Origin of the sequence: Sphingobacterium sp. UDSM-2020 (assembly GCF_016132525.1) — a bacterium.
In the GTDB taxonomy this organism is placed as follows: Bacteria; Bacteroidota; Bacteroidia; order Sphingobacteriales; family Sphingobacteriaceae; genus Sphingobacterium; species Sphingobacterium anhuiense.
This window is the reverse complement of record NZ_CP066166.1, coordinates 2052703-2075205: the sequence shown is the minus strand read 5'-3', so window position 1 is coordinate 2075205 and position 22503 is coordinate 2052703. Positions and strand designations below refer to the sequence as shown.

The following is a 22503-nucleotide window of genomic DNA, read 5'->3' as shown; positions in this document are numbered from 1 at the left end:
ACAAAGTATTATTCTTTAATCAAATTGATTCTTAAATACAAAAGCCCCCTGAGCAGATCAGAGGGCTTCCTGTTACTATTAATTTAGCCTAGTAATGGAGATATCTTCTAAAAGATCATTATTTAGCAAAAGCTTCATTTACTGCCTTTCCTCTCCAGGACTGAGGTTGCTCAAGTCCAAGGATCGTAGCCAAAGTTGCAGCAGTATCATAAGTTATAATCGTGCTTTTCAGTTCGGTATTCTTTTTAATACCTGGTCCGCTCATAATCCAAGGTACCTGTACTTCATCCAAAGATTTTCCGCCATGACCTTTATCTTTGCCGCCATGATCTGCTGTTACCATGATAATGGTTTCATCGGCAATACCTGCTTTTTTAACCGCATCAATTATTTTCCCAATGCGTACATCAACTTTTTTCAGCATATCGTAATATGCCTCCGTTCTGTGTCCTTTGCCGTGCCCTGTATAATCTGGCTCACTAAAATGCACAAATGTAAATAAAGGTTTGTCTTGCAGAATCACATTAACAGCTTTCTCTGTACAAACATCTTCATTATCGTCTGCTGGTAAAACATGTGTTATCGCATCTTTTTCGATCAGATACCCAATACCGGGCCAGCTATACACAGCTGCAGTAACCGCTTTGGGCTTTTGATCGCGGATCACACTGAAGATAGAAGGAAATTTATTATACTTCTCATGCTTAACTATAGATGGAATTTCTGGCTCCTGACTTCCCCATTCTGTATAACCATGCATCGTCGGTGAACTACCCATTAACATAGATGCCCAATTGACCGCACTGGATGAAGGCAGCACCGTTCTTGCTTTTAAACTCCAAGCACCAGTTGCCATTAATTGTTTTACATTTGGCATTTCTGCATTTGGTATGGCATAAGCGCCTAGACCATCGCATCCAATAACAACAATATGCTTTACTTTTTTAAACTGTGCCGCTGCAGTGAATGTGCATATTAAGAGCAACAACACCTGTATTGATATTCTTTTCATTATTTGTATATATTTTAATTACTTAGTTTTCCACATGATACCATTTTGCGTATCGGCACCGCCAAATTGACTTGCGATAGCGTCTTTAATGTTTTTCTCGTTCACCGTATATTCAGATGTAGGATATGCCCATCGGGTTGGTATGGCATTGTTATTTGCATTTGAAGGCCCAATATTAAAAACAGGAATACCTGTTCTTCTAAACTGGTAGTAAGCTTCCAGCCCAGAATTTTGAAAAAATGCCATATACTTTTGATTTAAAATCTGCTTTAACCCTTCTGTGCTGTTTCCCTTGTATGGATTAATGAGCATAAATTTTTCAATATCTTCAATCTTTACTCCATAAAACTGCATTGAACTTTTAATTCCTAGACCATAATGTTCGGCAGCATCACCAGTCAACCAACCTCGATTGATAGCTTCTGCAATTGTCAGATGTGTTTCGTATGCTCCTAATTGAACGCACGGTACACCTGAAGGAGAAGCCATCCAATAATCAAAATTGATCATTGACAGTTTTCCATCAACTGTTTGTTTCTGCAGTGTCGATTGCAGATCACCCGTATTACCACCTCTGTACGATGTAAATTTCTTGACATAGTTCGCATCGCCGCTATTTTTAGCAGAATCTGTTGGCCAAGCTACCACCATTAGTCTAGGATCTTGCGTATTCTTCGCAATATTCACATAAGTAGCCGCAAGCGTATTTCTATTATCATACTTGATTACCACACCATCAGCTGGCCATAAAGGATAATTATTATTTCGGTTATTACCATTGTATACGAGCTGGAAGTTATCTGCATTATCAAGTACTATCGGGTATTTAACTGGGTTATTGACGATAGCGGCAAACTGTTGCTTAATATTCAGATCAGGATTATCATCGGCTCTTTTACTTAGCGACATCAAAACTCTCAGTTTAAAGGAATTGATTAGTTTTTGCCATTTTGCCAAATTCCCGCCATAATAAAAGTCTCCCTCTACTTTCTTACCTTCCGTAACCAAAGGTGCCAATAAGGTATTTGCCTCCTCCAACAATTGTAAGATTTGCTGATACACCTGCTTTTGATTATCGTACTTTGGTACAAAGTTTCCGTTGCTTGTTCCCTGTAAGGCTTCACTCATTGGGACATCTCCAAATCTTTCCGTTAGTCTTGTAAAGAAATAAGCTCTAAAAAATTTGGCCAGTGCTATGTAAGGAGCGCCTACAGCTCCAGCTTTGTCTGCCTCTATCTCCATTCTTACCACATTTCGCAATTGATCATACTCAGCAAAAGAACCGGTGGTCCAATTGTATGATTGGGCTCCATACAGTTCAAAATTGAGTACCATATATTGATTGTGTCTTTGATCTGTAGACCAGGGGCTATCTGAACTGTTCAACAGTAAGCCTGTCAAGATCAGTTGCGGTTTGGCATTATATATAGCTGCTGAGTCCTGCTGTAAAGAATCTATCTTTTTACAAGAAGAGATTGCAGCTACAAGAATCAAGAGTAATGTTATTTTAATATTTTTCATTGAAATATATTTATTTTTTAACTGTTATCAAGCTATTAGAGGCATAATTGCTATTTCTAAGCAGTATGCTTAAATGATTTCATCAGCGTACTGTTTTATAAGAATATGTTTTCATTTATATAAGATAAGCTCATTTCACTCCATTTATTTTCCCTTAACAATAAACCTATCTAGCATAGATTTACTGCTCATTATTTGAAAGATCTTATTATATTTTCATTTCATATTTTCAAAAATGCTGATAAAAGTTCCCATAAATGATCGTTAGCAATTATCTTATTATTTATAGGAACTTTGATTCCTTGATCTAAAAGCTTGCATTAATATTCAATCCAAAGCTCTTTACTGATGGTGTCTGAAAGCTTGCATCGCCAATGAATTGATCAAGATCCATGTTTTTCGTTCCTTTACCTGTAAAGTACAAGAGGTTTCGTCCTACCAATGACACGCTCGCGGTTTTAAAGAATTTAGATCCGTCCAATAATGTTTTTGGGACATTATAGCTCAATACTACTTCTCTCAGTTTAACAAATGTTCGGCTACGTGCCAACATATCTCCCGATCTGTAATAGTTACGTGCCCAAGTCTGCCAGAGTACTGGAACGTCATTTGGCGCAAACTGTCGTGTATCTGATATGACATTTCCATCTTGATCTGTATTTAACTGTCCGCTTACGACTTTTAAACCTTCGCTCATAATAGAACCTTTCCAGGCATCATTATCTCTATTTTTCCAGTCCAAATCCCTGTAATTATTTGCTGATTCAACAGCTGTACCTGAGTTCCATTGGTAGCTATCAACGTAATTACTAATTAAACCGCCAAAACGTCCATCAAACTGGAAACTAAGTCCAAAATCTTTATACTTGAAACTATTGTTCAAGCTCAGTACAAAATTATTGTCACTATACCCAATTTTAGAACTAAATGGATTGTATGCTGGAAGCCCATCGGTTCCGACAATCATCTGACCATCTTTGTCGCGTTGAAAATCCGTAATAAAATAACCATCAACCCGATCTCCTAATTTGGTCATTCCATTACGTTGTAATACGCCGTCAATCTCCCTTAGCCATCTATGATTAGTTGACCAATTGGCGACGACATTCCATGAAAAATCTGTTGTCTGAATAGGTGTACCTTCTAATGTAATTTCAAACCCCTTGCGTAGATAGGTATATGCGTTTTTTTGAATGCCCGTTACTCCCGAACTGTTTGATACAGCAACATCTACTATACTTGGTCCTTCTATATTTCTAAAATATGCTACATCTAGTCCAAGACGTCCTTTAAATAATCTCGTTTCTAAGCCAAATTCCGCCGTTTTTACCCTTGAAGGTAAAATCTGGTTATTATATAAGACACCGCCATAACCTACGCCCACCATGTTATCCCATCTTGTACCGTAAGCACTGTAGGTAGGAAATAATTTATAAATATTGTAGGGATCGCTTTCTGAAACTAGATCACTGGCAACATTCGCATAAGCCCCTCTTAGTTTCAATAATGAAAAAACTTTAGGTAACTCAACCATTTCAGATATAACTGCACTTAATGAAGCTGAAGGATAAAAATATGTGTTCTTTGCTTTTGGCATTGTTGACGAGCGGTCGAATCTGCCGGTTAAGTTTAAGAAAATAAAGTTTTTATAATCAAAATCTGTAAAACCGTAAACACTACCGACCTGACGCATAGACCGATCATTTTGAGGAAGATACTGTTCAACGGAGTTTGACAGATCATAGACTCCGGGAACAATCAATCCTCCACGTGTACTTCCTGTCAAACTATTTACACCTACTGTACGTAAATTTGCAAATGCTGAACCTTTAAAGCCAAAATCGCCAAATTTATTTTGATAGCTCAAAGAAGCCTCTGTGTTATTTTCCCAGAATTTATCAAACGTTTCCGAATATCCACCTACTCTTCTGTACGGTTCATAAAAATCTCCTGATATTGGATATCTGACTGTCCGCAAACGATTCCAGCTGCTTACGCTCGTACGCATATTGAATGTTAACGCGTCATTGATTTTATAATTCATTTGCGCGTGTCCATAGATATCTTCTTTGTGATAACTTCTCAGATTTTCATTCACGACAAACCAAGGATTATTATAGATGGTATATTCACGGTTATATTGTTGTATTCCTTCTTTTCCCGGTTGCCAATAATTTTTTAGATCGTTGACATCATAATCTGCTCCGCCCCAAACCTGCATGAGATAGATGAAGTTCATCGGACCATAGCCCAGATCTGGATAATTAGGTGTGTATTGCTTATTATAATTAATATTAGCATCAAAGCGCAGTTTTTTACCTGCATTTAGTCCTCCGGACATATTAAAGTTTGTACTTCCTAATCTTGTATTTGGGACTTGTCCACGTTGGTAATTCTGAGAAATCGACATTCTGATCTCTCCTAATTCACTACTTGTTGCTATTGCTAGATTATTGGTCGTTAAAAATCCATTTCTTAAAAAGTTGGTCAAATTGTCTTTTCCACTTGCTAACCATGGGATAGGAATAAGTTCACCGGTCTTTTCATCAACCGGACTGTTGTATTGTGTTATAAGCTGTCCTTCAAATTTAGGTCCCCAGATATTGTAATCATTATCATTGATTCCACCTCCGCGACCGTCTTTAAAAGCATATTCAAAGTTATCTCCCGGTCCATATGTCGTCTGAGCCTTCGGTATTGCATTAAAACCGGTCTGCAACTGATTACTAGAATTAAATTCGACAGAAAATCCCTTTCCTGTGCTACCTCCTTTTTTAGTAGTGATCACCAAGGCACCATTGATACCACGCTGTCCGTACAATGCGGCTGCACTTGCCCCTTTCAGTACAGAATATGAAGCAATATCATCGGGACTTAAATTCCAAGAGTCTGAACTTACCGGTACTCCGTCGATCACGATCAATACACCGCTACGCCCACGAAGATAGATTCCTGGATCACCAAAAAGGTTGCTGGATGGTGTGATGGTTAGTCCTGCTACTTTACCGGTAAGTGCGGCAATACCATTTGGCTCACGCGCTTTAACCAGATCAGCTCCCTTTACCTCCTGCACTGCATATCCCAAAGCTTTCTTTTCTTTTTTAATACCCAATGCTGTTACAACAATTTCGTCGATAGCATTAACCTGTGGATCTAGCGTCACATTCAGCACCGTACTGTTACCTACAGTTAGCTCCTTTGCTTGATATCCGACAAAAGAAAAGACTAATATCGCATCTGCTGTGACTTGAAATTTATAAAAACCAGCACCATCAGTTACTCCTCCGGTTTGCTCGCCTTTCACAGTTACGGATGCTCCAGAAATAGGTTCTCCTTTTTCGTTGGTGACCACTCCAGATATTTCCCTTTTTTGGATCAGGATCTCTTTTTCTTTAACATTTAGTGGTTCCACTTTCTCAATGATGATGCGGTTTCCTCTAATGATATAAGCGAGAGATTGTCCTGAGAGGGTCTTCTCCAAAAGTTTATCAACAGACACATTTTTGAGATCTAAGGATACTGGCTTCTTATGTCGGATGTCTTCCTCCAGATATAAAAAATGATAGCCAGAATTTTTACTAACCTGACTGAAGATCTCTTTCAGGGTTTTATTCTTCACATTGATCGATACATGCTGTGCCAGCACACGGGCACTGACCTGTGACATCGAAAGAATAGAAGTTAATATTATCAACTTTAACATAAACAGGAACTTAAATAGTTCATTACCGCACCACGAAGGATATGCGCGATTATTTTTATACATTTGTATAGGTTTAATGGTTTAAGATTTAGAGACTTAATAGTGTTACGCCTATGCACATTCATGCGCATTTTTAGCCAGAAGTGTTGGTCGCACTTCTGGTTTGTTTTTTGGCGCCATGATCGGGTATTAGTAGACCACTTGCACCTCCTTTCCCTTTCTAATAAACTTTACACCACTCAATAATTCGAGATCTTTGAGCAGGTCATCCAAAGATGCTGTATTTGGAAAAGTGCCTCCTATGCGCTTGGTCGGAGCGACAGCAGGAGCAATTACCGAGATATTATACCACCTGGCCACATGTTTCATAACCGATACCAGATCCATATTGTTAAAGATAAAATAGCCATCTATCCAAGCCATTACCTGATCTTTTTCAAAGCTTTTCACTTCTACCGAGTTTTTGTTTCCATCAGCGATTATTTCATACCCCGGTTTAAGCGGATACTGTTTCTTGTTCATGTGAAAAGCTACTCCACCTTCTATCAGTGATGTAATAATGCGTGGGTCTGCAGGGTATGCTGCTACATTAAACTTGGTGCCAGTTACCTTAATCTGACTTTTCTTAGCATTTACCATAAAGGGTTTACTATGGTTTGGCACAACTTCAAAATAAGCCTCGCCTTCCAGTTTCACAGTGCGGTCTACCGCTGTAAACTGTGTCGGAAAAGATAAACTGCTACCTGCATTTAACCGGACTTTAGTACCATCCATCAGCACCAGATTAAACTGATGCTGACTTGGAACACGTAGCGTATTTAATGATCCTGAAGAATTCCACTTGGCATCCTTCGCAATTAGCTTCCGCAGATCAAGTATTTGTTCTTTATTCTTTAATACTGTAACGCGACCTGTTGCATCAGTTAGGGTAACGTCATTATATATTTCATTTATTGCTTCTGCAATCACTTGCTCACCATTAATCGTTTTATGTAATTGAAGATAGAAAAAGGTACTTATTCCGATCAGCAACAGCAACGATGCTACAGCAGTCATCCAGTAAGCTTTTCTTTTTCTATGTTTTCCAAGATCGCGGTCTACCTGATTAAATATCTGTTTCCGCATATTATCTTTTATCAGGTTTTTATGCAGCTCACTTTTCCATTTCCAATTTTTTGAAAGCGGATATTTTAGCATGAGCCTTTCTACTTCCCGCTGTTCTTCAGGAGAGCATTTGTCCGCAGCGTAGCGGTTCAATAAGTCTTTAAAGTCTTGCGGGTCCATGTATCATCAAGTATAACTGGTTATTATAGATAAGAGGCATTAAGGGATGCAGAGTAGTATATCATTTTATGAAATAATCACAAACAACTGATTATCAATTAAAAAAATATTTCACTAAACATTTATGGGTCACTCGGGTCAGTAGGTATAAAATAGTTTACATCAAAAAATCAACGGCAGATATCAAATATTAAGAAGAGGATCAGATATGGAATATACTCTTCATCCACTTTCATTCTTAACAGTTTTAAGGCATTGTGGATTTGCTTTTTCACTGTTTTATCAGATATATTCAACCGTTCGGATATTTCTTTATAAGACAGATGCTGCTGTCTGCTCAATAAGAATACTTCGCGCATTTTTAGAGGCAACTGCTGAATCTCGGCTTCCAGAGCTACTCCGAGTTCTTTACTTTCCAAGTGCTGATCGATGCTGTGATATGCATCTGCATATTGCGTTGTATAGAAATCAATCATATCTATGTTCGCTAATTTTGCACGTAGCTGTTTAAATGCGAGATTACGGGCGATAACTAAAAGATAGGCTTTTATGGATTTAAGTTTGGGAATTGTAGTTCTTAATTCCCAGAGGGTCAAAAAAGTTTCCTGAACCACATCGCAGGCTTCGTCCTCATCGGGTAATATTCTAATGACGTACTTGAGCAGTGTTTCCCAGAATTGTTCATATAATTGAGCAAAGCCTTCTCTCTCATCCGTACGGATCATCGTTATTAATTCCGAATTACTGATTGAAGTCATGGAGCGTATTGCTGAATAATATGGTTATTTAATCATTACAATCTTACAAAATATTCGCTGATTTTTCAAATCGAAACTTTGCGAAAGTATACCTATATTAAACATTATACAGTTGCGATTTTCTCAGAATATTGGTCTATTCTGAATAAACAGGAATTAGTCTCCTATGAGTTTATTATAAATTATAGTTTTTATTACACCCAATCTAGTTCTTCATCTGAATCTGGAAATTCCGGAGAATGGCTTTCTTTATTTGTTTCCTCTTCAAACTGGCAGATCTGGCTATCACGAATCAATATCGCATCAAATATTTCCGCAGTCATATATTTCGTGTTTCGGGTCATAAATTCGTCTTTACGATCTGTGGATAACAGCCACATCCTTACTGTCGCCACACATAATACTAGCACATCGGGTCTATCTTTAATGGAAAAAATGACCGATCGTGATTTCACGTCATCACCCTTAACGATGACTAATTCTTTACTTGAAATTATATCAACTGTATTTTCATCATCTATGGCCACTTTAATGATATGCATCTTCAGAATAACTTTTCTTACTCTTTCAGGAAGTGGATCAAGTTCACGGGCTAAAATCGGTGGGGTACTTAGACATAATTCTTCTTTCTCCGCATCAAAATTTGCTGTGGGATAATTCATAAAGAAAGTTTGCCAACTGGTCTTTGGTGAAAAACGGAAGTTCTTTAGCGGATTTATGTTCCCATATCCTAATTTCAATTGTCCTAGATCATGTTGACGGTCATTTCGAATGACCATGTAAAGCTTCTTTTTGAGACGTAAGAAGGATTCGTACTTAGCGGAATCATCCTGTATGATTTTCATCTGCTTATAAATCCTGCTGGCTAATGTATTGGAGTATGCGAAATCTGCTCCTGCTAATTTGCTGTTCTCTGACAAATTATAATCTTTTCCTTTTTTTCGATATGGATTTTTAGGTTTTTCGAAATCGAACATGATTTATGCTACACTGGTTTTATTAAAAATAGTTTATTTATTGGATAAATACAATTTTTAGCTTTATGATTCAACTAGCTCATATCTCTACATTAAGCAAATTTAAGTGCGTAAAAGTCCATGCAAGTCCGTAGAAGTCCGTGAAAGTCCATACTTTACTCGGGATTGACTCGGTAGTGGCTTGACATTCATAGGGAACACCTTCGGGAATGGTTCGACTCTCCTTCGCCTATTGTTCGGGAGGGGTTCGGCAAGGAGGCAAACAAATGTCGAACCGGAGGCATACCATCGCCGACCTTGTCTCCTACTTTTCTCGAATGATTCCCAAACTAACTTCAAACGACTGCCGATTAATGGCGTGTTTTAATTGGTTTTAATGAAAATGATGTATCAACTGTAGAATGGGTGATTTTCTCCTGTATTACATCAATCTTTATAAAGGACATATTTCTGACGCATCTTTTTATAACTCTCTAAACCTGCTTTCCAACTTGCTCTTATTTCTTGATCGCTCACATTGTTCTCTATCTGCTTTCGAAACTCGTCCACCCCAGCCAGCTTTTCTATACTACCGATTTGCTTGGAATAGCTCTGGTCAAAGAATTTATCTTTTTCTGGGGATTTATTGTACATTTCTTTTATCCATGAAAGATTGATCTCTTTACTATCAACGAGACTTTGTAGGTCATAATTTCTTAAATCTAATCCATAACAGACTTCATTCATAAATAATGGTGTTTCACTCATTCCTTTTTTACTGACGGGTGTGAAGGAAAATGTGAAGATGTCTTTATATATTGGACTGCCAACGACGGTAAATGGAAAATCTGTTCCTCGACCATGATTCAGTTTGGTTCCTTCAAAGAGACAGGTGCTGGGGTATAAAATTATACTCTGTTCGGTATTGAGATTTGGTGATGGATTTACGGGTAATCTATATAGCATACTATGGTTGTACCCTTCTATCGGAATGATTTTCAACTTGCATTTACGGCCTGTTGCCATCCACTTCTCACCATTGATCATCTGTGCAAATTCGGCGGTGGTCATACCGTGGGCAATGGGTACTGGAAATTGGCCAATTCCTGACTTATGTTTCATATCGAGTATAGGCCCATCAATGAGGTATGCATTGGGATTTGGTCTATCAAGGATAAGTAACTCTTTACCATTTTCGGCACATGCTTCCATTATATCCCGTAAGGTATTGATATTGGTATAAAAACGGACGCCCATGTCCTGCACATCAAAAATAAAGACATCGACGTCTGCTAAATCTTTTGCTGTTGGTTTTTTCTTATTTCCGTAAAGGGAAATTATAGGTATCTGAGTCGCTGGATCTCGTTCGTCCGATACTTCAGTTCCATTACTTGCATTTCCTCTAAAACCGTGCTCCGGGCCAAAGATCTTGACAATATTGACTCCTCTAAGCAAAAGGCTATCAACAAGATGGCGCTCTTTTATTACTGTTGATGGATTGCCTAATATGGCAACTCGTTTATCTTTTAAATAGTGTAGGTATTTTTCTGTCTGTTCTGCTCCGGTTCGTATCTGATCGTTGCAATAGTTTAAATTTGTCTGTGCGTTACCAATCGTAAGCATCATACAAATGGTTATCGTAAAACTGATTAATTGTTTAGCATTCATCATAATAGGGTTACAAATGTGATCTATATAAAGATAGTGATTTCATTTGTTTGGAGGTGAGAAAAAAATTGGGGTATAAAAAAGACGCTTAACTAAAACTAGTTAAGCGTCTTGGCTTTTATTCAAGAATAAGTAATTACTTCACCCTTGTTACTTGAGGTATAATTACATCCACCTGATAAGTTCCACCAACAAATGCTTGAAAAGAAAACCTTGCATTACAAGAATATGTATTGTATGGTAATCCTAAGCTATCGTCAAATTTAACATACTTCGCAGGAATTCTATAGTAGTAATTAAATCCATTTCCTAATGAAACCAATGGGAAAGGCACTACACCGTAGGTAAACTCCATACGGTCATCAAACAATGTTGTTGTTAATGAATAGTCTTGCATAGTCTGTAAAAAACCCACTGCTGTACCAGCAAGTGGTCTTCTATCAACTTCGCCGGCTTTAGGATTAAAAGGTTGACCATTTTTATCCACAATTCGCACAATTATCTTATTCTCTTTTGCATCCAATTTCTCTACTTTGATATGACTAGCATCACTAGGTATTGATTTTGTCGTTGTTTCAGCTCCAACTTTCATTGCAACGGTAGACCGAATAGCAGGCACCTCGAAAAGAGGCACATCAATCAGTTTAAATTCACCAATTTTAGGAAAAATACGCGTACCCGTACTGTTCTTTATTTCCAGATCAAACACATAGTGCCCAGAAGGCAACTGCAATGTGTTTTCATTAGATTCAATAGATCCAGATAATTTATTAATTGATAAGGCTGTCATTACTGTATCTTTCCTTTTGGCATCAATTTTTTCAATCGTATTGTCCACTTTTGAATCATACAATTTTGTCCAGATTTTTATTGGATACGTTTTTAAAAAAATATCTGTTACATCCTTACCTGATTCTTGTTCATAAATCTTCAACAATTTATATTCTGTTGGTTTAGAGGAACCTGCAGGATTAATAGCCGTAGAGACTTCAGCTCTACCTTTTTTAATCTGCATAGGTGTTTCTTCGTAACGAATGATATCACTTAGATTTCCATCCGGCAATTTTTTACATGCCGTCACTGCTACTATTCCGATAGCTAGTGTAAATATTAAACTCTTTTTCATTTTGATTATCTATAATAAAATAAAGTATGGGAGTTACTTAAAACATGTACAACACCCGTTGTTGTCTGCGCATTTGAAGTCTGAACCAATGTTCTGATACCCAATGGTGGCGCAATAGTAGAGACAATAATGTCATCTGGAACTGGTTTAAACAAATAAGTAAACATTACTATTTTTGGAATTTGAGTCGAATTGGGATTATAACCTAATTCCGGATCCCTCGTTTCTTCATACGATGCAAAAAACTCTCCACCCTTAGCATTTTTATATTTCTTCCCATTTGCTGTCAAAACACTATTTAGAAGACTTTCTTTAGCAATATAAATATCTATTGAGTCTGCAAATCTCGGGAGTTCATATTTTATAATTGAATCTACGGTCCACATCTTCTTAGGATCTACTTTCTGAATCTGCAATGTTCTAGTTATGACATAATTATTAACATCGTAATCTGTAGGTGCAAAGAAGGTAATGCCTTGTGCATTGATTTTATCTTTAACACCTGCTTTATCGATCAACATCAATACCGTATCAAAAACACCGTATTTATTGCTTTTCATCCAATCGTAAGTGGTCATATTGATTTTTGGATTGTGCAATTCACCTCCAACAAAATAACCATCCTTCTTACAGGAGCTTATCGCTACAACAATTCCCAAAAGGATACATATATTTAAAATTATTTTTTTCATGACTTTTTAATTAATGATTTCTCCAATAAGGATTTTGTGTTAATGATTCGTTTTGAGGTAATAGGGCCCTCATATTCAGTGGCCAATAATAACCTTGCAGTGCAATACGATCAGTATTATAATTATTCATTTCTTCGAGTAACTCCATTCTAATTAAATCGAATTGTATGGTACCTTCTCCAATAAGCTCTCTTCGTCTTTCTAGAAAAATTTCTTTAAATAGTTCGTCACCTGCTAATGTAATATTAGGTAAACCAGCCCTATTTCTTATTGTATTCAAATCCTCTAATGCCAGATTCTGCTTTCCATTTTTAAAATAAGCCTCTGCGCGAAGTAAGATAATATCTGCCAACCTAATCAATACTAAATTATTATCAACAGCATATGCACCTAAATCAGTTGCACTGTAAAAATTGACTCTGTCATACTTACGCAGTGTTAATCTTTCTGAATTATCCGGAAATGCTGTGGTTATCAAATCAAAACGAGCCGAACCATCCCTAAGTCCATCAATCCTGTCCTCCGCTGAAGTTTTCTTTTCTAAAAGTGTAGGATCTATTTCCCAAACTGAACCGCTACCTTTACCGGGAACATCAGCACCTGTTAAAAATACATTAAAAAAATCTGTAGACCACTCGCGTCCAGTATCATTATACAGCATATTCAATTCGAAAATAGACTCTTTGGAGTTCCCTTGCCAGATTTTTTTATAATCTTTTATATCCTCCAATGCATAGCCTCCTTTTAATGTCTCCGCAATATATTTTTCAGCATTGACATAGTCATGTTCCCAGGCATATACTTCCGCTAACAGCGCATTGGCGGCACCTTTAGATGCAAAACTTTTAGCAGGTCCCTGTCCCAAATTTGCAGCAGCAAAAACCAAATCTTCTTTACAGAATTTTAAAGTCTCGGCTTGCGGGCTTCTAGCCATATCTGGAATATTTTGCGGATCTTTAAATGTTTCTTTTACCAAAAGTACATCCCCCCAAACACGTTGCATATAGAAGTAGGTATATGCACGCAGAAATTTTGCATTCGCGATGTATTGGTTTTTATCATCCTCACCGTTTTCAAATAAGCTTACATCCATTGCAGTTGTGTGCTCAACAATCAAATTGCATTGATTGATGATTTTATAAAAACGTGTCCAATCCCATAAACTATTCTCTAAATAGGGCGCCCGGCCAAATCTAAATTCTCCTGCTCTAGCAAAATCTGCATAATTCCATTCTGTAGATTTCAACATTCCAGATCCAATATCTCCAAAAATAAAATAAGATCGTTCATTACGAACTGCATCTCGCAGCAAAGCATATGCACCTAAAGTGGCTTTTTCAACATTGGGCCCATCTGTCCAAAAAACTTCATCGTATGTACTGCCTTGAGGAGATAGATTAAGATATTTTCCACAGGAAGATCCGAGCATTAATGCACTAGAAATTCCTATAACTGATAATATATGTTTAAATTTCATGATTCAATATTTTAAAAGTTTACTTCTAAACCAATCGTGTATTTTTTAGGTAGTGGATAAGCACCGCCACTGTACTCCCCTTGTGGAGATACCAATTCCGCATCTGGAACAGAGGCTTTCTGAAAAGTATGCACATTATCCAACATGGCATAAAAGCGAATAGTGCGCGCACCAAGTTTCAAACGATCAACGATTTTCTTTGAAACGATGTAACCCATTGAAATCGTTTTGATCTTAAAATACGTTCCATTTTCATTAAACATGGTACTGAACGGCAAAAATTGATAAAAGTACGGTGAGTAAGGAGAAATTGCTGGAAAATCAGCTACGTAGTTTGGATCTTTCGCTTTCTCCGGTGTCCAATAATTTACATCATCTAAATCAGGTAAACGATTATTAGTAAAGTTTGTAAGATTACCTCCAGTTGTATTGAATTGATTACTTTTTAAATTATTGATAATATCTCTACCGATCGTAAAGGTATTCAGCATACTGATAGAGAAATTTTTATAAATAAACTCATTATATAAACCACCTGTAAATTTAGGATTTGGATTACCTGTTAGGACTAAATCACCATCTGCGGCTCCTTTATCTTCATCGCTCCATACATCCCAATCTTGATTGACATCATTCCATATTGGAAAACCCGGTTTTACGACATAATTTCCTTTAAAATAAGTCAATGGTTTTCCTGTAACGGGATTAACAGGAATCTGATCTTGGTTTTCATATACCCCCTGATACTTCATCTGTGCCCACTGATAAATTGGACTTCCGACTGTATACATCAACTGCTGGTTATAACCTCTTGAATCAGCATAAAAACTGCGGTCATCAAATGGTAGAGAACCAATACGATTTTTGTTAAATGTTAAATTGAAATTTGTGTTCCATTGTAATTTGCTTTCTTTCGAAAGATTTTTTGTCGCAATCGTCACATCAATCCCTTCGTTATAAATCGTCATCGGCACATTGAAAGACAGTTTAGTATATCCGGTGTAATATGGGAATGGGAAAGCCATGATTGGATCTTTCGTAATCTTTCGATATGCATCAAATGTAATATTCAAGCGATTGTCGAAAGTAAATAAATCAAATCCAATGTTCGTTTGCTCTGACTTATTCCATGTCAGGTTATTCAATGTTAATGGTTTTTTAAATGATGGATAAGAAAATGTTTCGCCATTATAAGTATTTGGAGATGAAGTCCAAATATTAAAAGGTGCATAGAAATCTGTCGGTAAAGTACCTGATAAACCCCAACTACCTCTTAGTTTTAATAAATTAATCCATGAGGTATTTTTCAAGAAGTTCTCATCTGACACTATCCAAGCACCTGAAATTGCTGGGAAATAACCCCATTTCGTATCTTTACCAAAACGTGATGAAGCATCTGCTCTCCAAGAAGCATTAACGATATATTTAGATTTATAATCGTAAGAAACCTGTGCTAAATAAGAAAGTAACCCCGATTCAATTAGATTAGAATTGGCATATAGATCTTTTTGAGCAACACCTTGTATTACTTTAATATCATCTGTTGGCAGATTATAACCTTCTATCGAATCTGATAGTTGCTTATCATACTGAAAAGACTGCATTGCCGTTAAAATAATACTATGCTTTTCATTGAAAGTCTTATTATAGTTTAAGACATTCGCTACGTTATAGGTGTAGGCATTTCGACCATATGATCCTGCGAAACTAACACCTTTATTTAATTCTTTCGGTTGAAATTGATTACGGCTATCCATATTCACCTGTGCAGAGGCTTCAAGCGAATATTGCAAACCTTTAATAATATCAACATAAGTTTTTGAAAAAATATTGAGATTATCCGTTTGGTTGTCATCTTTTATTTTATCAAACTGACCGTAATAAAAATCATAATCTGCCTGCCCTAGCCCAACAAAAGAAGATGGCATAGCTCCCTGATTTACAGGAACGACCTCATCAATTCCTCGTCCTAAGCCCCGTTTTCTATTGATACGTGCTGTTGAAAACATGAAATCAGATTTAATGATCGGTGATAAGGTAAATCCAAAATTACCTCGTAAAGAATATCGCTTAAAACCGGTATTGCGTACCACACCGTCTTCATTGTAATACCCAGCTGATAAACGGTAATTCACAGATTCATTTCCACCTGAGATACTTGCATCAGCATTATCAATATTTCCAGATGTATAAAATAAATCTTGCCAATCGGTCGCATTATTATAACTTGGATTTAAACTATCGGTCAAAGGCTGTCTAATTCCGCTCATTTGAGACCAGGTGGCATATTGCGACAAAATATCCATTTTCGCACGTCTTTCTGCCGAGCCTCCTAAAGTTCGTTGCAATTGCGGGCGTTCAGTAATTCCTTTATAATAAGAGACACGTACTTGAGCTTTACCAGATCTACCTCTTTTTGTTTTGATCACAATGACACCATTAGCACCTCGGGATCCCCAAACAGCTGTACCTGCCGCATCTTTCTGGATTACAATACTCTCGATATCATTGACATTGATACCCGCTACATAATTGGTTCCTGTAGCACCCGAGTTTGCTAAATCGGTTACCGAAAGTGGCATACCATCAATGATGTACAAAGGCGAGCTCATGGTATTTGCCAAATCAATTTCGGAGTTTAAATCAGGAGAAATGGTTGAGTTACCTCTGATGGTAAATGTGTTACGTGCTCCTGGTTCACCTGTAAAGTTCTGGATATTTACACCGGCTACACGACCTTGCAACAAACTCTCAAAACTTGGCGCAGGTAGATCTTCGATTGTTTTTCCGGAAATAACCTGAACTGCACCGGTTGATTTTTTTGCAGATTGTCTTTGGTATCCTACTACAACGACCTCATCCAATGCTGAATTATCAGTAGCTAATACAATACTGATCCCTTTTTCAGATTGAACCTGCTGTTCTTTGGACTTAAATCCAATACCTCGGACAACGATGGTTGTTGGTAATTTTTGGACTTTTAGTGTAAATACGCCATCACTCCCGGTGGCGGCCTGGTTGGTTGTTCCTTTCTCGGATACTGTAATCCCAGGTAGTACCCCTCCTTTGTCGTCTTTTATTGTTCCAGTAATATTAGTTACCTGTGCAAACAATAAATTACATGACATCAAAAAGAAGAGAAAAATTGGTAAAATTTTCTTCATAACAATTGATTTGGTTAGTAAATTTTAGGTTAATTTACAGCAATTGAAATGGTAACTCAAATTTTACATTGACTTAACTTACTTATTAGGAATAATAATTAAGTTAAAAACATAGCAAACGTTTGTTCTATTTTTAAACAATCGATTGCGCAATCTATACGAATTTTTTTCCTAATTACAGGAAATTTTTACAATTTTTAACAAATTTATTTGATGCAAATTTTCCCCTTTTTAGGACTATTTTACAGTTTATTGTTTCGGACTAATTAATCCGGTTTTTATAAAATAACAGATTAATGTGCTACGCAACTAAACTTAAGTTTTTAAAAAAGTTCTACTTTTAACAAATGCTAAACATTAAAACTTTATGAAATTATTTAATCAAATACAACATCTCTGATTTTAAGATTATTAATAATTTTAGCGCAAAAACTAAAACGCCAAAGTTGTAAACTTTAGCGTTTCTATTGGGTACTTTAAGAAAGAATACTTTTTTATCCACACTGACTAATAACGTGTCTATCTTGTTGTATCTGGAGGTCTAAAACATCAAAAATTTCTGTTTCTTCATAGCGTGTCGCAACCGAAAGAAGAATATCTTCACAATGGGCTTTAAATGTTTCATGCACCAGTTCCACGGTGTTATTCTCGCCTGAAAGGTGTGTTAACATTAAGTGTTTGAGACGGGCTGACCGATATTTATTAAATAACTCTAACGCAACTGCATTGGAAAGATGCCCCCAGCCGCTACTGATTCTATTTTTTAAAAAATAGGAATATCGCCCATTTCTAAGCATCTCTTCATCGAAATTGGATTCTAGCAATAGTACATCTGCATGTTTGATGACATGCTGCACATTTGAACACGGACGGCCTATATCGGTCAACACACCAATATTATGCGTTCCATCGGAAATCAAAAAACTGCATGGTTCTTTTGCATCGTGATATTTAGGTATACCATAAATCTTCATCTCTCCGATCTCGGTGACGGCATCTGGAGTAATGATATGCACCAAATGACCAGGCAGATGCAATCTTGTTCCATCGTAACTGCCCTGAGTGATATACACGGGTATATTATATTTTTTGACAAACACAGATAAACCCCGAATATGATCCGTATGTTCATGGGTAATAAAAACAGCCTTGATCTGAGTTGGAATTATCCCAAGATTATACATACGGAGATGAATGTGCTTATTATTAATACCTGCATCTACTAGAATAGCTGTATCGCCTTTCGCGATATAATAACAATTTCCATTACTGCCTGAGGCAATAGCACAATACTTCATATGTATTTCATTTATTCGTTATTGACATTTATATTGCATGATCAGACCTAATTCATGCAACATAAATATTTTTATGACAATGGATTCTTTATCATTAACATTCCGGTAAACTTAACGGAATCTGTACAGCCAAACCGCCATCTGCCGTTTCTTTATATTTAACGTTCATATCTAACGCGGTCTGCCACATGGTCTTCACGACTGTGTCGAGACTGACTTTGGCTTTATCCGGGTTGGATTGCAGGGCCAACTGCGCAGCTGTGATAGCCTTTATAGCTCCCATCGTATTTCGCTCAATACATGGTATCTGTACTAAACCTCCAATAGGATCACATGTTAGGCCCAAATGATGTTCCATGGCGATTTCTGCGGCCATAAGCACCTGTCTTTGTGATCCGCCGAGACATTCGGTCAATGCTCCAGCTGCCATTGCTGATGATACTCCAATCTCAGCCTGACATCCGCCCATAGCGGCAGAAATAGTTGCTCCTTTTTTAAATATGGAACCGATTTCGGAAGCTGTCAGAATAAACTGAATAATTTTATCTTCTGAATCTCCATTATGGAAGGTAATAAAATATTGCAATACGGCAGGAATAACACCAGACGCTCCATTTGTTGGCGCGGTAACGACTCTTCCAAATGAAGCATTTTCTTCATTAACGGCCAAAGCAAAACAACTTACCCAATCCAGGATATATTGAAAATTCTCCCCTCCTGCTTTTATTGCTGCGATCCAGCTTTCATAATCGTGATAGCTTCGGTTTTTAAGCAATCGCTGATTCAGTTTTGCGGCTCTTCTTTCTACATTAAGTCCCCCTGGAAGTGTTCCCGCTGTATGGCACCCGCGGTATATACATTCGTATATGGTTTTATAGATATTTAATACGCCGGCGCGCGTTTCTTCTTCTTCACGCCAAGCATGTTCATTTTCTAATACGAGTTCTGAGATTTTCAAACCAGTCTTACGGCACCAATGCAATAAATCCTGCGCGGTATCTACCGGAAAAGGTAGATCGACCTCTGCTGAAGAACTGCTCTCATCATTTTCCTGAACAACAAATCCACCACCAATTGAATAATAGGTTTCACTAAGAGCCTTTCCATTATTCAAAAATGCCTGAAAAGTAACCGCATTGGGGTGAAAAGGTAAGCTTTCACTATATAAAAAAAGTAAATCTTCTTTGTATGTAAATGGAATGGTATGTGTACCAGCCAAGCGCAACTGATTTACAGATTTGATATGTTCTACTTTTGGTGTTACTTGATTGACATCAAAAGTTACAGGGTCATCTCCGCTTAAACCCAACATGACAGCAATATCTGTTCCGTGCCCTGTACCTGTTTTGGCTAAAGATCCGTATAATAATATCTTAACAGATTCGACGTTATTAAGTACATCCTTATCCTGCAGTACTTTTGTGAACTGCTGTGCCGCACGCCAGGGACCTAAGGTATGTGAACTGGAGGGTCCAATACCTATTTTAAACATATCAAAAACGGAAATTTGCTCTTTGCTCATGCTATACTAATAAAAGCGCTATAAAAATAATGTTTTTAGGACAGTCCAAAAACATTGCAATTTACAGAATATTAAACAACCACAAAGTTCTTACAAAGATTTAATACTTTATCAATAAAGCTTAATTATCTTTGTTAACTTATCATTAAACAAATGAGAATTAAACACGTTCTGCACTTACTTGGAGTATTTTTTTTAATAGCATCAACAGCACAACTTTTATTCGCTCAACCTAGCCCCAAAAGAGAAGTTCGCGGTGTTTGGATTGCCACTATAGGTAATATTGACTGGCCAACAGTCGCCACTGGCACTAATGTTGAAAAACAGAAACAAGAGCTGATACAAATACTTGACCAGCACAAAAAGTCGGGTATGAATACTATTCTTTTTCAGATTCGACCTGCCGCAGACGCTTTCTATGGTCGTGGTAGAGAAGGGTGGAGCCGTTATTTAACGGGGAAACAAGGAAAGGCTCCTGAACCTTTTTATGACCCTTTGGATTTCATTATCGCTGAATGCCATAAAAGAGGGATGGAACTGCATGCTTGGATCAACCCATACCGTGCTTCAACAACTCTAAACCCGAATCATTTTTCAGAAGATCATATCACGAAAAAGAAACCCGAATGGTTTTTTACATACGCTGGAAAAAAGTTATTTAATCCGGGAATACCGGAGGTGCGTCAATATATCATCGATGTCATCATGGATGTCGTGAGCAATTATGATATTGATGGTGTTCATTTTGATGATTATTTTTATCCCTACCCCGACAGCCGCAACACAGCTATTCCGGACCGCTTAACGTTTGGCCAATACAGCAACAACTTTTCAAATATAGAGGATTGGCGCAGAAATAATGTCGATGTGCTTATTCACGATCTGGGCGTTGCGATCAAAGCTAAAAAACCTTATGTAAAATACGGTGTTAGTCCTTTTGGTATCTGGGATAATAAGGATGCAAACCGTGACGGTTCTAATACACATGGTTTAAGTGGTTACCGGACTTTATTTGCGGATGGCGTGAAATGGATCAAAGAGGGTTGGATAGACTACATCAATCCCCAGATTTATTTTCCTTTCCAAAACCGTGCTGCCGCTTATGAAATTCTGGTTGAATGGTGGCAACATCATACTTATGGACGACACTTTTATATCGGTCATGGTGCTTATCGCGTGAATGAGCAAAAACCAGGATGGACTGACCGAAGCCAAATTCCGCGTCAGATCCGTTTTTTAAGAGAACAACAGAATGTACAGGGAAGTATCTTCTTTAGTTCAAAATCTTTAACGGACAATCTTGCCGGTCTTCAGGATTCTTTGCAACGTAATTTGTATAAAACATCGGCTTTGCCTCCGACGATGCCGTGGATCGACAGTATCCCTCCCAATGCACCTTTTGGATTACAGTTGAGGTCTTCAGAAAACACAAAATTAAATCACCTAGTCTGGCAAAAACCCGATCGTGCGTCTGATGGTCAATCTGCTTATGGCTATATTGTTTACCGATTTAAAGAAGGGGATCAACCTGATTTGAGTAATAGTAAGAATATCATCCATATTTCTTATAATGAGGATGACCTTCAATTTGATGATAGTGACCTGGATATAAATCAACAGTACTATTATATGGTGACGGCACTGGACCGAATGAAAAATGAGAGTGAACCATCTAACATAAGAAGTACCCAAAAAACTCATCTATATAGTACAAATCAAGAAGTAACGCGGCAACAATAAAAAGTTATACAGTACTGGTTTCAAAATATGACAAAAAGAAAGCCGATTAGTATATAATCGGCTTTTTTGTTATTTTAATAAAGCATTACGGTATTCATCTGTTATAGCCGGCAATTGGATTTCTTGTCCTTCTTTTTTTAAGGAGTCTGCAAATGCATTGGTATTGGCTATTGCTTTCAAATAAGCTGCAACCACAGCATCCGAAACCGCAATTTCTTTTCCTTCTTTGATATTTGCGATATATTGATTGTCGACCAATTTAACTTGTCCAAAAAAACGATAAGCAGCGGCTTTTAATAGTCCTAAATCTTCTTTCGACAATTCTTCAATTCGAGCTCCAGGAGGCAATTTAACATCTATAAAGGCTTTGCCTTTCGCTAAAGTATCAATGGGCTTGTCTAATGGGATTGCCGTTAATGAGGCAAGGTTCAGAACGGGTACTCCCGCTTCTTGTTTGTTTTGGCAACTGACCATTAACACGGTCGCTACGATAAGGGTTAAAAAAGTACGCATGTACAATAGTAAACATAAAAAGGGCTTTTCAACGAATTGAAAAGCCCTTTTTAAGATATCCTTACACTG

At 37.3% G+C, this 22503-nt stretch carries 15 protein-coding genes; 1 reads left to right on the top strand and 14 read right to left on the bottom strand.

Going from position 1 to position 22503, the window contains the following annotated elements; all coding sequences use genetic code 11:
• Positions 1-118: 118 nt before the first annotated feature.
• The 13 genes from JAZ75_RS08890 to JAZ75_RS08830 form a co-directional block, all read right to left on the bottom strand.
• Positions 119-1012 (bottom strand): alkaline phosphatase, encoded by an 894-nt coding sequence (locus JAZ75_RS08890; RefSeq protein WP_208701321.1) that lies wholly within the window; start codon positions 1010-1012, stop codon positions 119-121.
• A gap of 18 nt (positions 1013-1030) precedes the next feature.
• Positions 1031-2533 carry a SusD/RagB family nutrient-binding outer membrane lipoprotein gene (locus JAZ75_RS08885; protein WP_208701319.1) on the bottom strand — a complete coding sequence of 501 codons (1503 nt, stop codon included), beginning with the start codon at positions 2531-2533 and terminating at the stop codon, positions 1031-1033.
• Between the two features lie 307 nt (positions 2534-2840).
• A complete protein-coding gene (locus tag JAZ75_RS08880) occupies positions 2841-6299 on the bottom strand; it encodes a SusC/RagA family TonB-linked outer membrane protein (RefSeq protein ID WP_232789391.1) in 3459 nt (1152 codons plus the stop codon).
• A gap of 126 nt (positions 6300-6425) precedes the next feature.
• A complete protein-coding gene (locus JAZ75_RS08875; RefSeq protein WP_208701316.1) occupies positions 6426-7520 on the bottom strand; it encodes a FecR family protein in 1095 nt (364 codons plus the stop codon).
• 170 nt (positions 7521-7690) lie between these two features.
• On the bottom strand, positions 7691-8278 hold the full coding sequence (locus tag JAZ75_RS08870; RefSeq protein ID WP_208701314.1) for an RNA polymerase sigma factor: 588 nt from the start codon (positions 8276-8278) through the stop codon (positions 7691-7693).
• Between the two features lie 194 nt (positions 8279-8472).
• Positions 8473-9255 (bottom strand): hypothetical protein, encoded by a 783-nt coding sequence (locus JAZ75_RS08865; RefSeq protein WP_208701312.1) that lies wholly within the window; start codon positions 9253-9255, stop codon positions 8473-8475.
• A gap of 426 nt (positions 9256-9681) precedes the next feature.
• Positions 9682-10860, bottom strand: coding sequence for an exo-beta-N-acetylmuramidase NamZ domain-containing protein (locus JAZ75_RS08860; RefSeq protein ID WP_410528625.1), 1179 nt, complete (start codon positions 10858-10860; stop codon positions 9682-9684).
• A gap of 178 nt (positions 10861-11038) precedes the next feature.
• The gene (locus tag JAZ75_RS08855) at positions 11039-12028 is read right to left on the bottom strand and encodes a DUF5007 domain-containing protein (RefSeq protein ID WP_208701307.1); all 990 of its coding nucleotides are present in this window, start codon (positions 12026-12028) and stop codon (positions 11039-11041) included.
• A gap of 5 nt (positions 12029-12033) precedes the next feature.
• Complete coding sequence (locus tag JAZ75_RS08850; RefSeq protein WP_208701305.1) at positions 12034-12720, bottom strand: hypothetical protein; 687 nt, start codon at positions 12718-12720, stop codon at positions 12034-12036.
• Between the two features lie 10 nt (positions 12721-12730).
• Positions 12731-14197 carry a RagB/SusD family nutrient uptake outer membrane protein gene (locus tag JAZ75_RS08845; RefSeq protein ID WP_208701303.1) on the bottom strand — a complete coding sequence of 489 codons (1467 nt, stop codon included), beginning with the start codon at positions 14195-14197 and terminating at the stop codon, positions 12731-12733.
• A gap of 11 nt (positions 14198-14208) precedes the next feature.
• The gene (locus JAZ75_RS08840) at positions 14209-17361 is read right to left on the bottom strand and encodes a SusC/RagA family TonB-linked outer membrane protein (RefSeq protein WP_208701300.1); all 3153 of its coding nucleotides are present in this window, start codon (positions 17359-17361) and stop codon (positions 14209-14211) included.
• Between the two features lie 494 nt (positions 17362-17855).
• On the bottom strand, positions 17856-18659 hold the full coding sequence (locus JAZ75_RS08835; RefSeq protein ID WP_208701298.1) for an MBL fold metallo-hydrolase: 804 nt from the start codon (positions 18657-18659) through the stop codon (positions 17856-17858).
• 94 nt (positions 18660-18753) lie between these two features.
• Entirely contained in the window at positions 18754-20181 is a 1428-nt protein-coding gene (locus tag JAZ75_RS08830) for an L-serine ammonia-lyase (RefSeq protein ID WP_132840886.1), read from the bottom strand.
• A 153-nt stretch (positions 20182-20334) separates the two neighbouring features.
• On the opposite strand from JAZ75_RS08830, the gene JAZ75_RS08825 reads away from it, so the two are divergent.
• Positions 20335-21921, top strand: a complete 1587-nt coding sequence (locus JAZ75_RS08825; protein WP_208701296.1) for a glycoside hydrolase family 10 protein — start codon at positions 20335-20337, stop codon at positions 21919-21921.
• Between the two features lie 69 nt (positions 21922-21990).
• On the opposite strand, the gene JAZ75_RS08820 is transcribed toward JAZ75_RS08825, so the two are convergent.
• On the bottom strand, positions 21991-22434 hold the full coding sequence (locus JAZ75_RS08820) for a hypothetical protein (protein ID WP_208701294.1): 444 nt from the start codon (positions 22432-22434) through the stop codon (positions 21991-21993).
• Positions 22435-22503 lie beyond the last annotated feature (69 nt).

Bases quoted from the DNA above. Each gene is read 5' to 3' on its own strand.
- JAZ75_RS08890 (WP_208701321.1), bottom strand. From the start codon at position 1,012: ATGAAAAGAATATCAATACAGGTGTTGTTGCTCTTAATATGCACATTC.
- JAZ75_RS08885 (WP_208701319.1), bottom strand. From the start codon at position 2,533: ATGAAAAATATTAAAATAACATTACTCTTGATTCTTGTAGCTGCAATC.
- JAZ75_RS08880 (WP_232789391.1), bottom strand. From the start codon at position 6,299: ATGTATAAAAATAATCGCGCATATCCTTCGTGGTGCGGTAATGAACTA.
- JAZ75_RS08875 (WP_208701316.1), bottom strand. From the start codon at position 7,520: ATGGACCCGCAAGACTTTAAAGACTTATTGAACCGCTACGCTGCGGAC.
- JAZ75_RS08870 (WP_208701314.1), bottom strand. From the start codon at position 8,278: ATGACTTCAATCAGTAATTCGGAATTAATAACGATGATCCGTACGGAT.
- JAZ75_RS08865 (WP_208701312.1), bottom strand. From the start codon at position 9,255: ATGTTCGATTTCGAAAAACCTAAAAATCCATATCGAAAAAAAGGAAAA.
- JAZ75_RS08860 (WP_410528625.1), bottom strand. From the start codon at position 10,860: ATGATGCTTACGATTGGTAACGCACAGACAAATTTAAACTATTGCAAC.
- JAZ75_RS08855 (WP_208701307.1), bottom strand. From the start codon at position 12,028: ATGAAAAAGAGTTTAATATTTACACTAGCTATCGGAATAGTAGCAGTG.
- JAZ75_RS08850 (WP_208701305.1), bottom strand. From the start codon at position 12,720: ATGAAAAAAATAATTTTAAATATATGTATCCTTTTGGGAATTGTTGTA.
- JAZ75_RS08845 (WP_208701303.1), bottom strand. From the start codon at position 14,197: ATGAAATTTAAACATATATTATCAGTTATAGGAATTTCTAGTGCATTA.
- JAZ75_RS08840 (WP_208701300.1), bottom strand. From the start codon at position 17,361: ATGAAGAAAATTTTACCAATTTTTCTCTTCTTTTTGATGTCATGTAAT.
- JAZ75_RS08835 (WP_208701298.1), bottom strand. From the start codon at position 18,659: ATGAAGTATTGTGCTATTGCCTCAGGCAGTAATGGAAATTGTTATTAT.
- JAZ75_RS08830 (WP_132840886.1), bottom strand. From the start codon at position 20,181: ATGAGCAAAGAGCAAATTTCCGTTTTTGATATGTTTAAAATAGGTATT.
- JAZ75_RS08825 (WP_208701296.1), top strand. From the start codon at position 20,335: ATGAGAATTAAACACGTTCTGCACTTACTTGGAGTATTTTTTTTAATA.
- JAZ75_RS08820 (WP_208701294.1), bottom strand. From the start codon at position 22,434: ATGCGTACTTTTTTAACCCTTATCGTAGCGACCGTGTTAATGGTCAGT.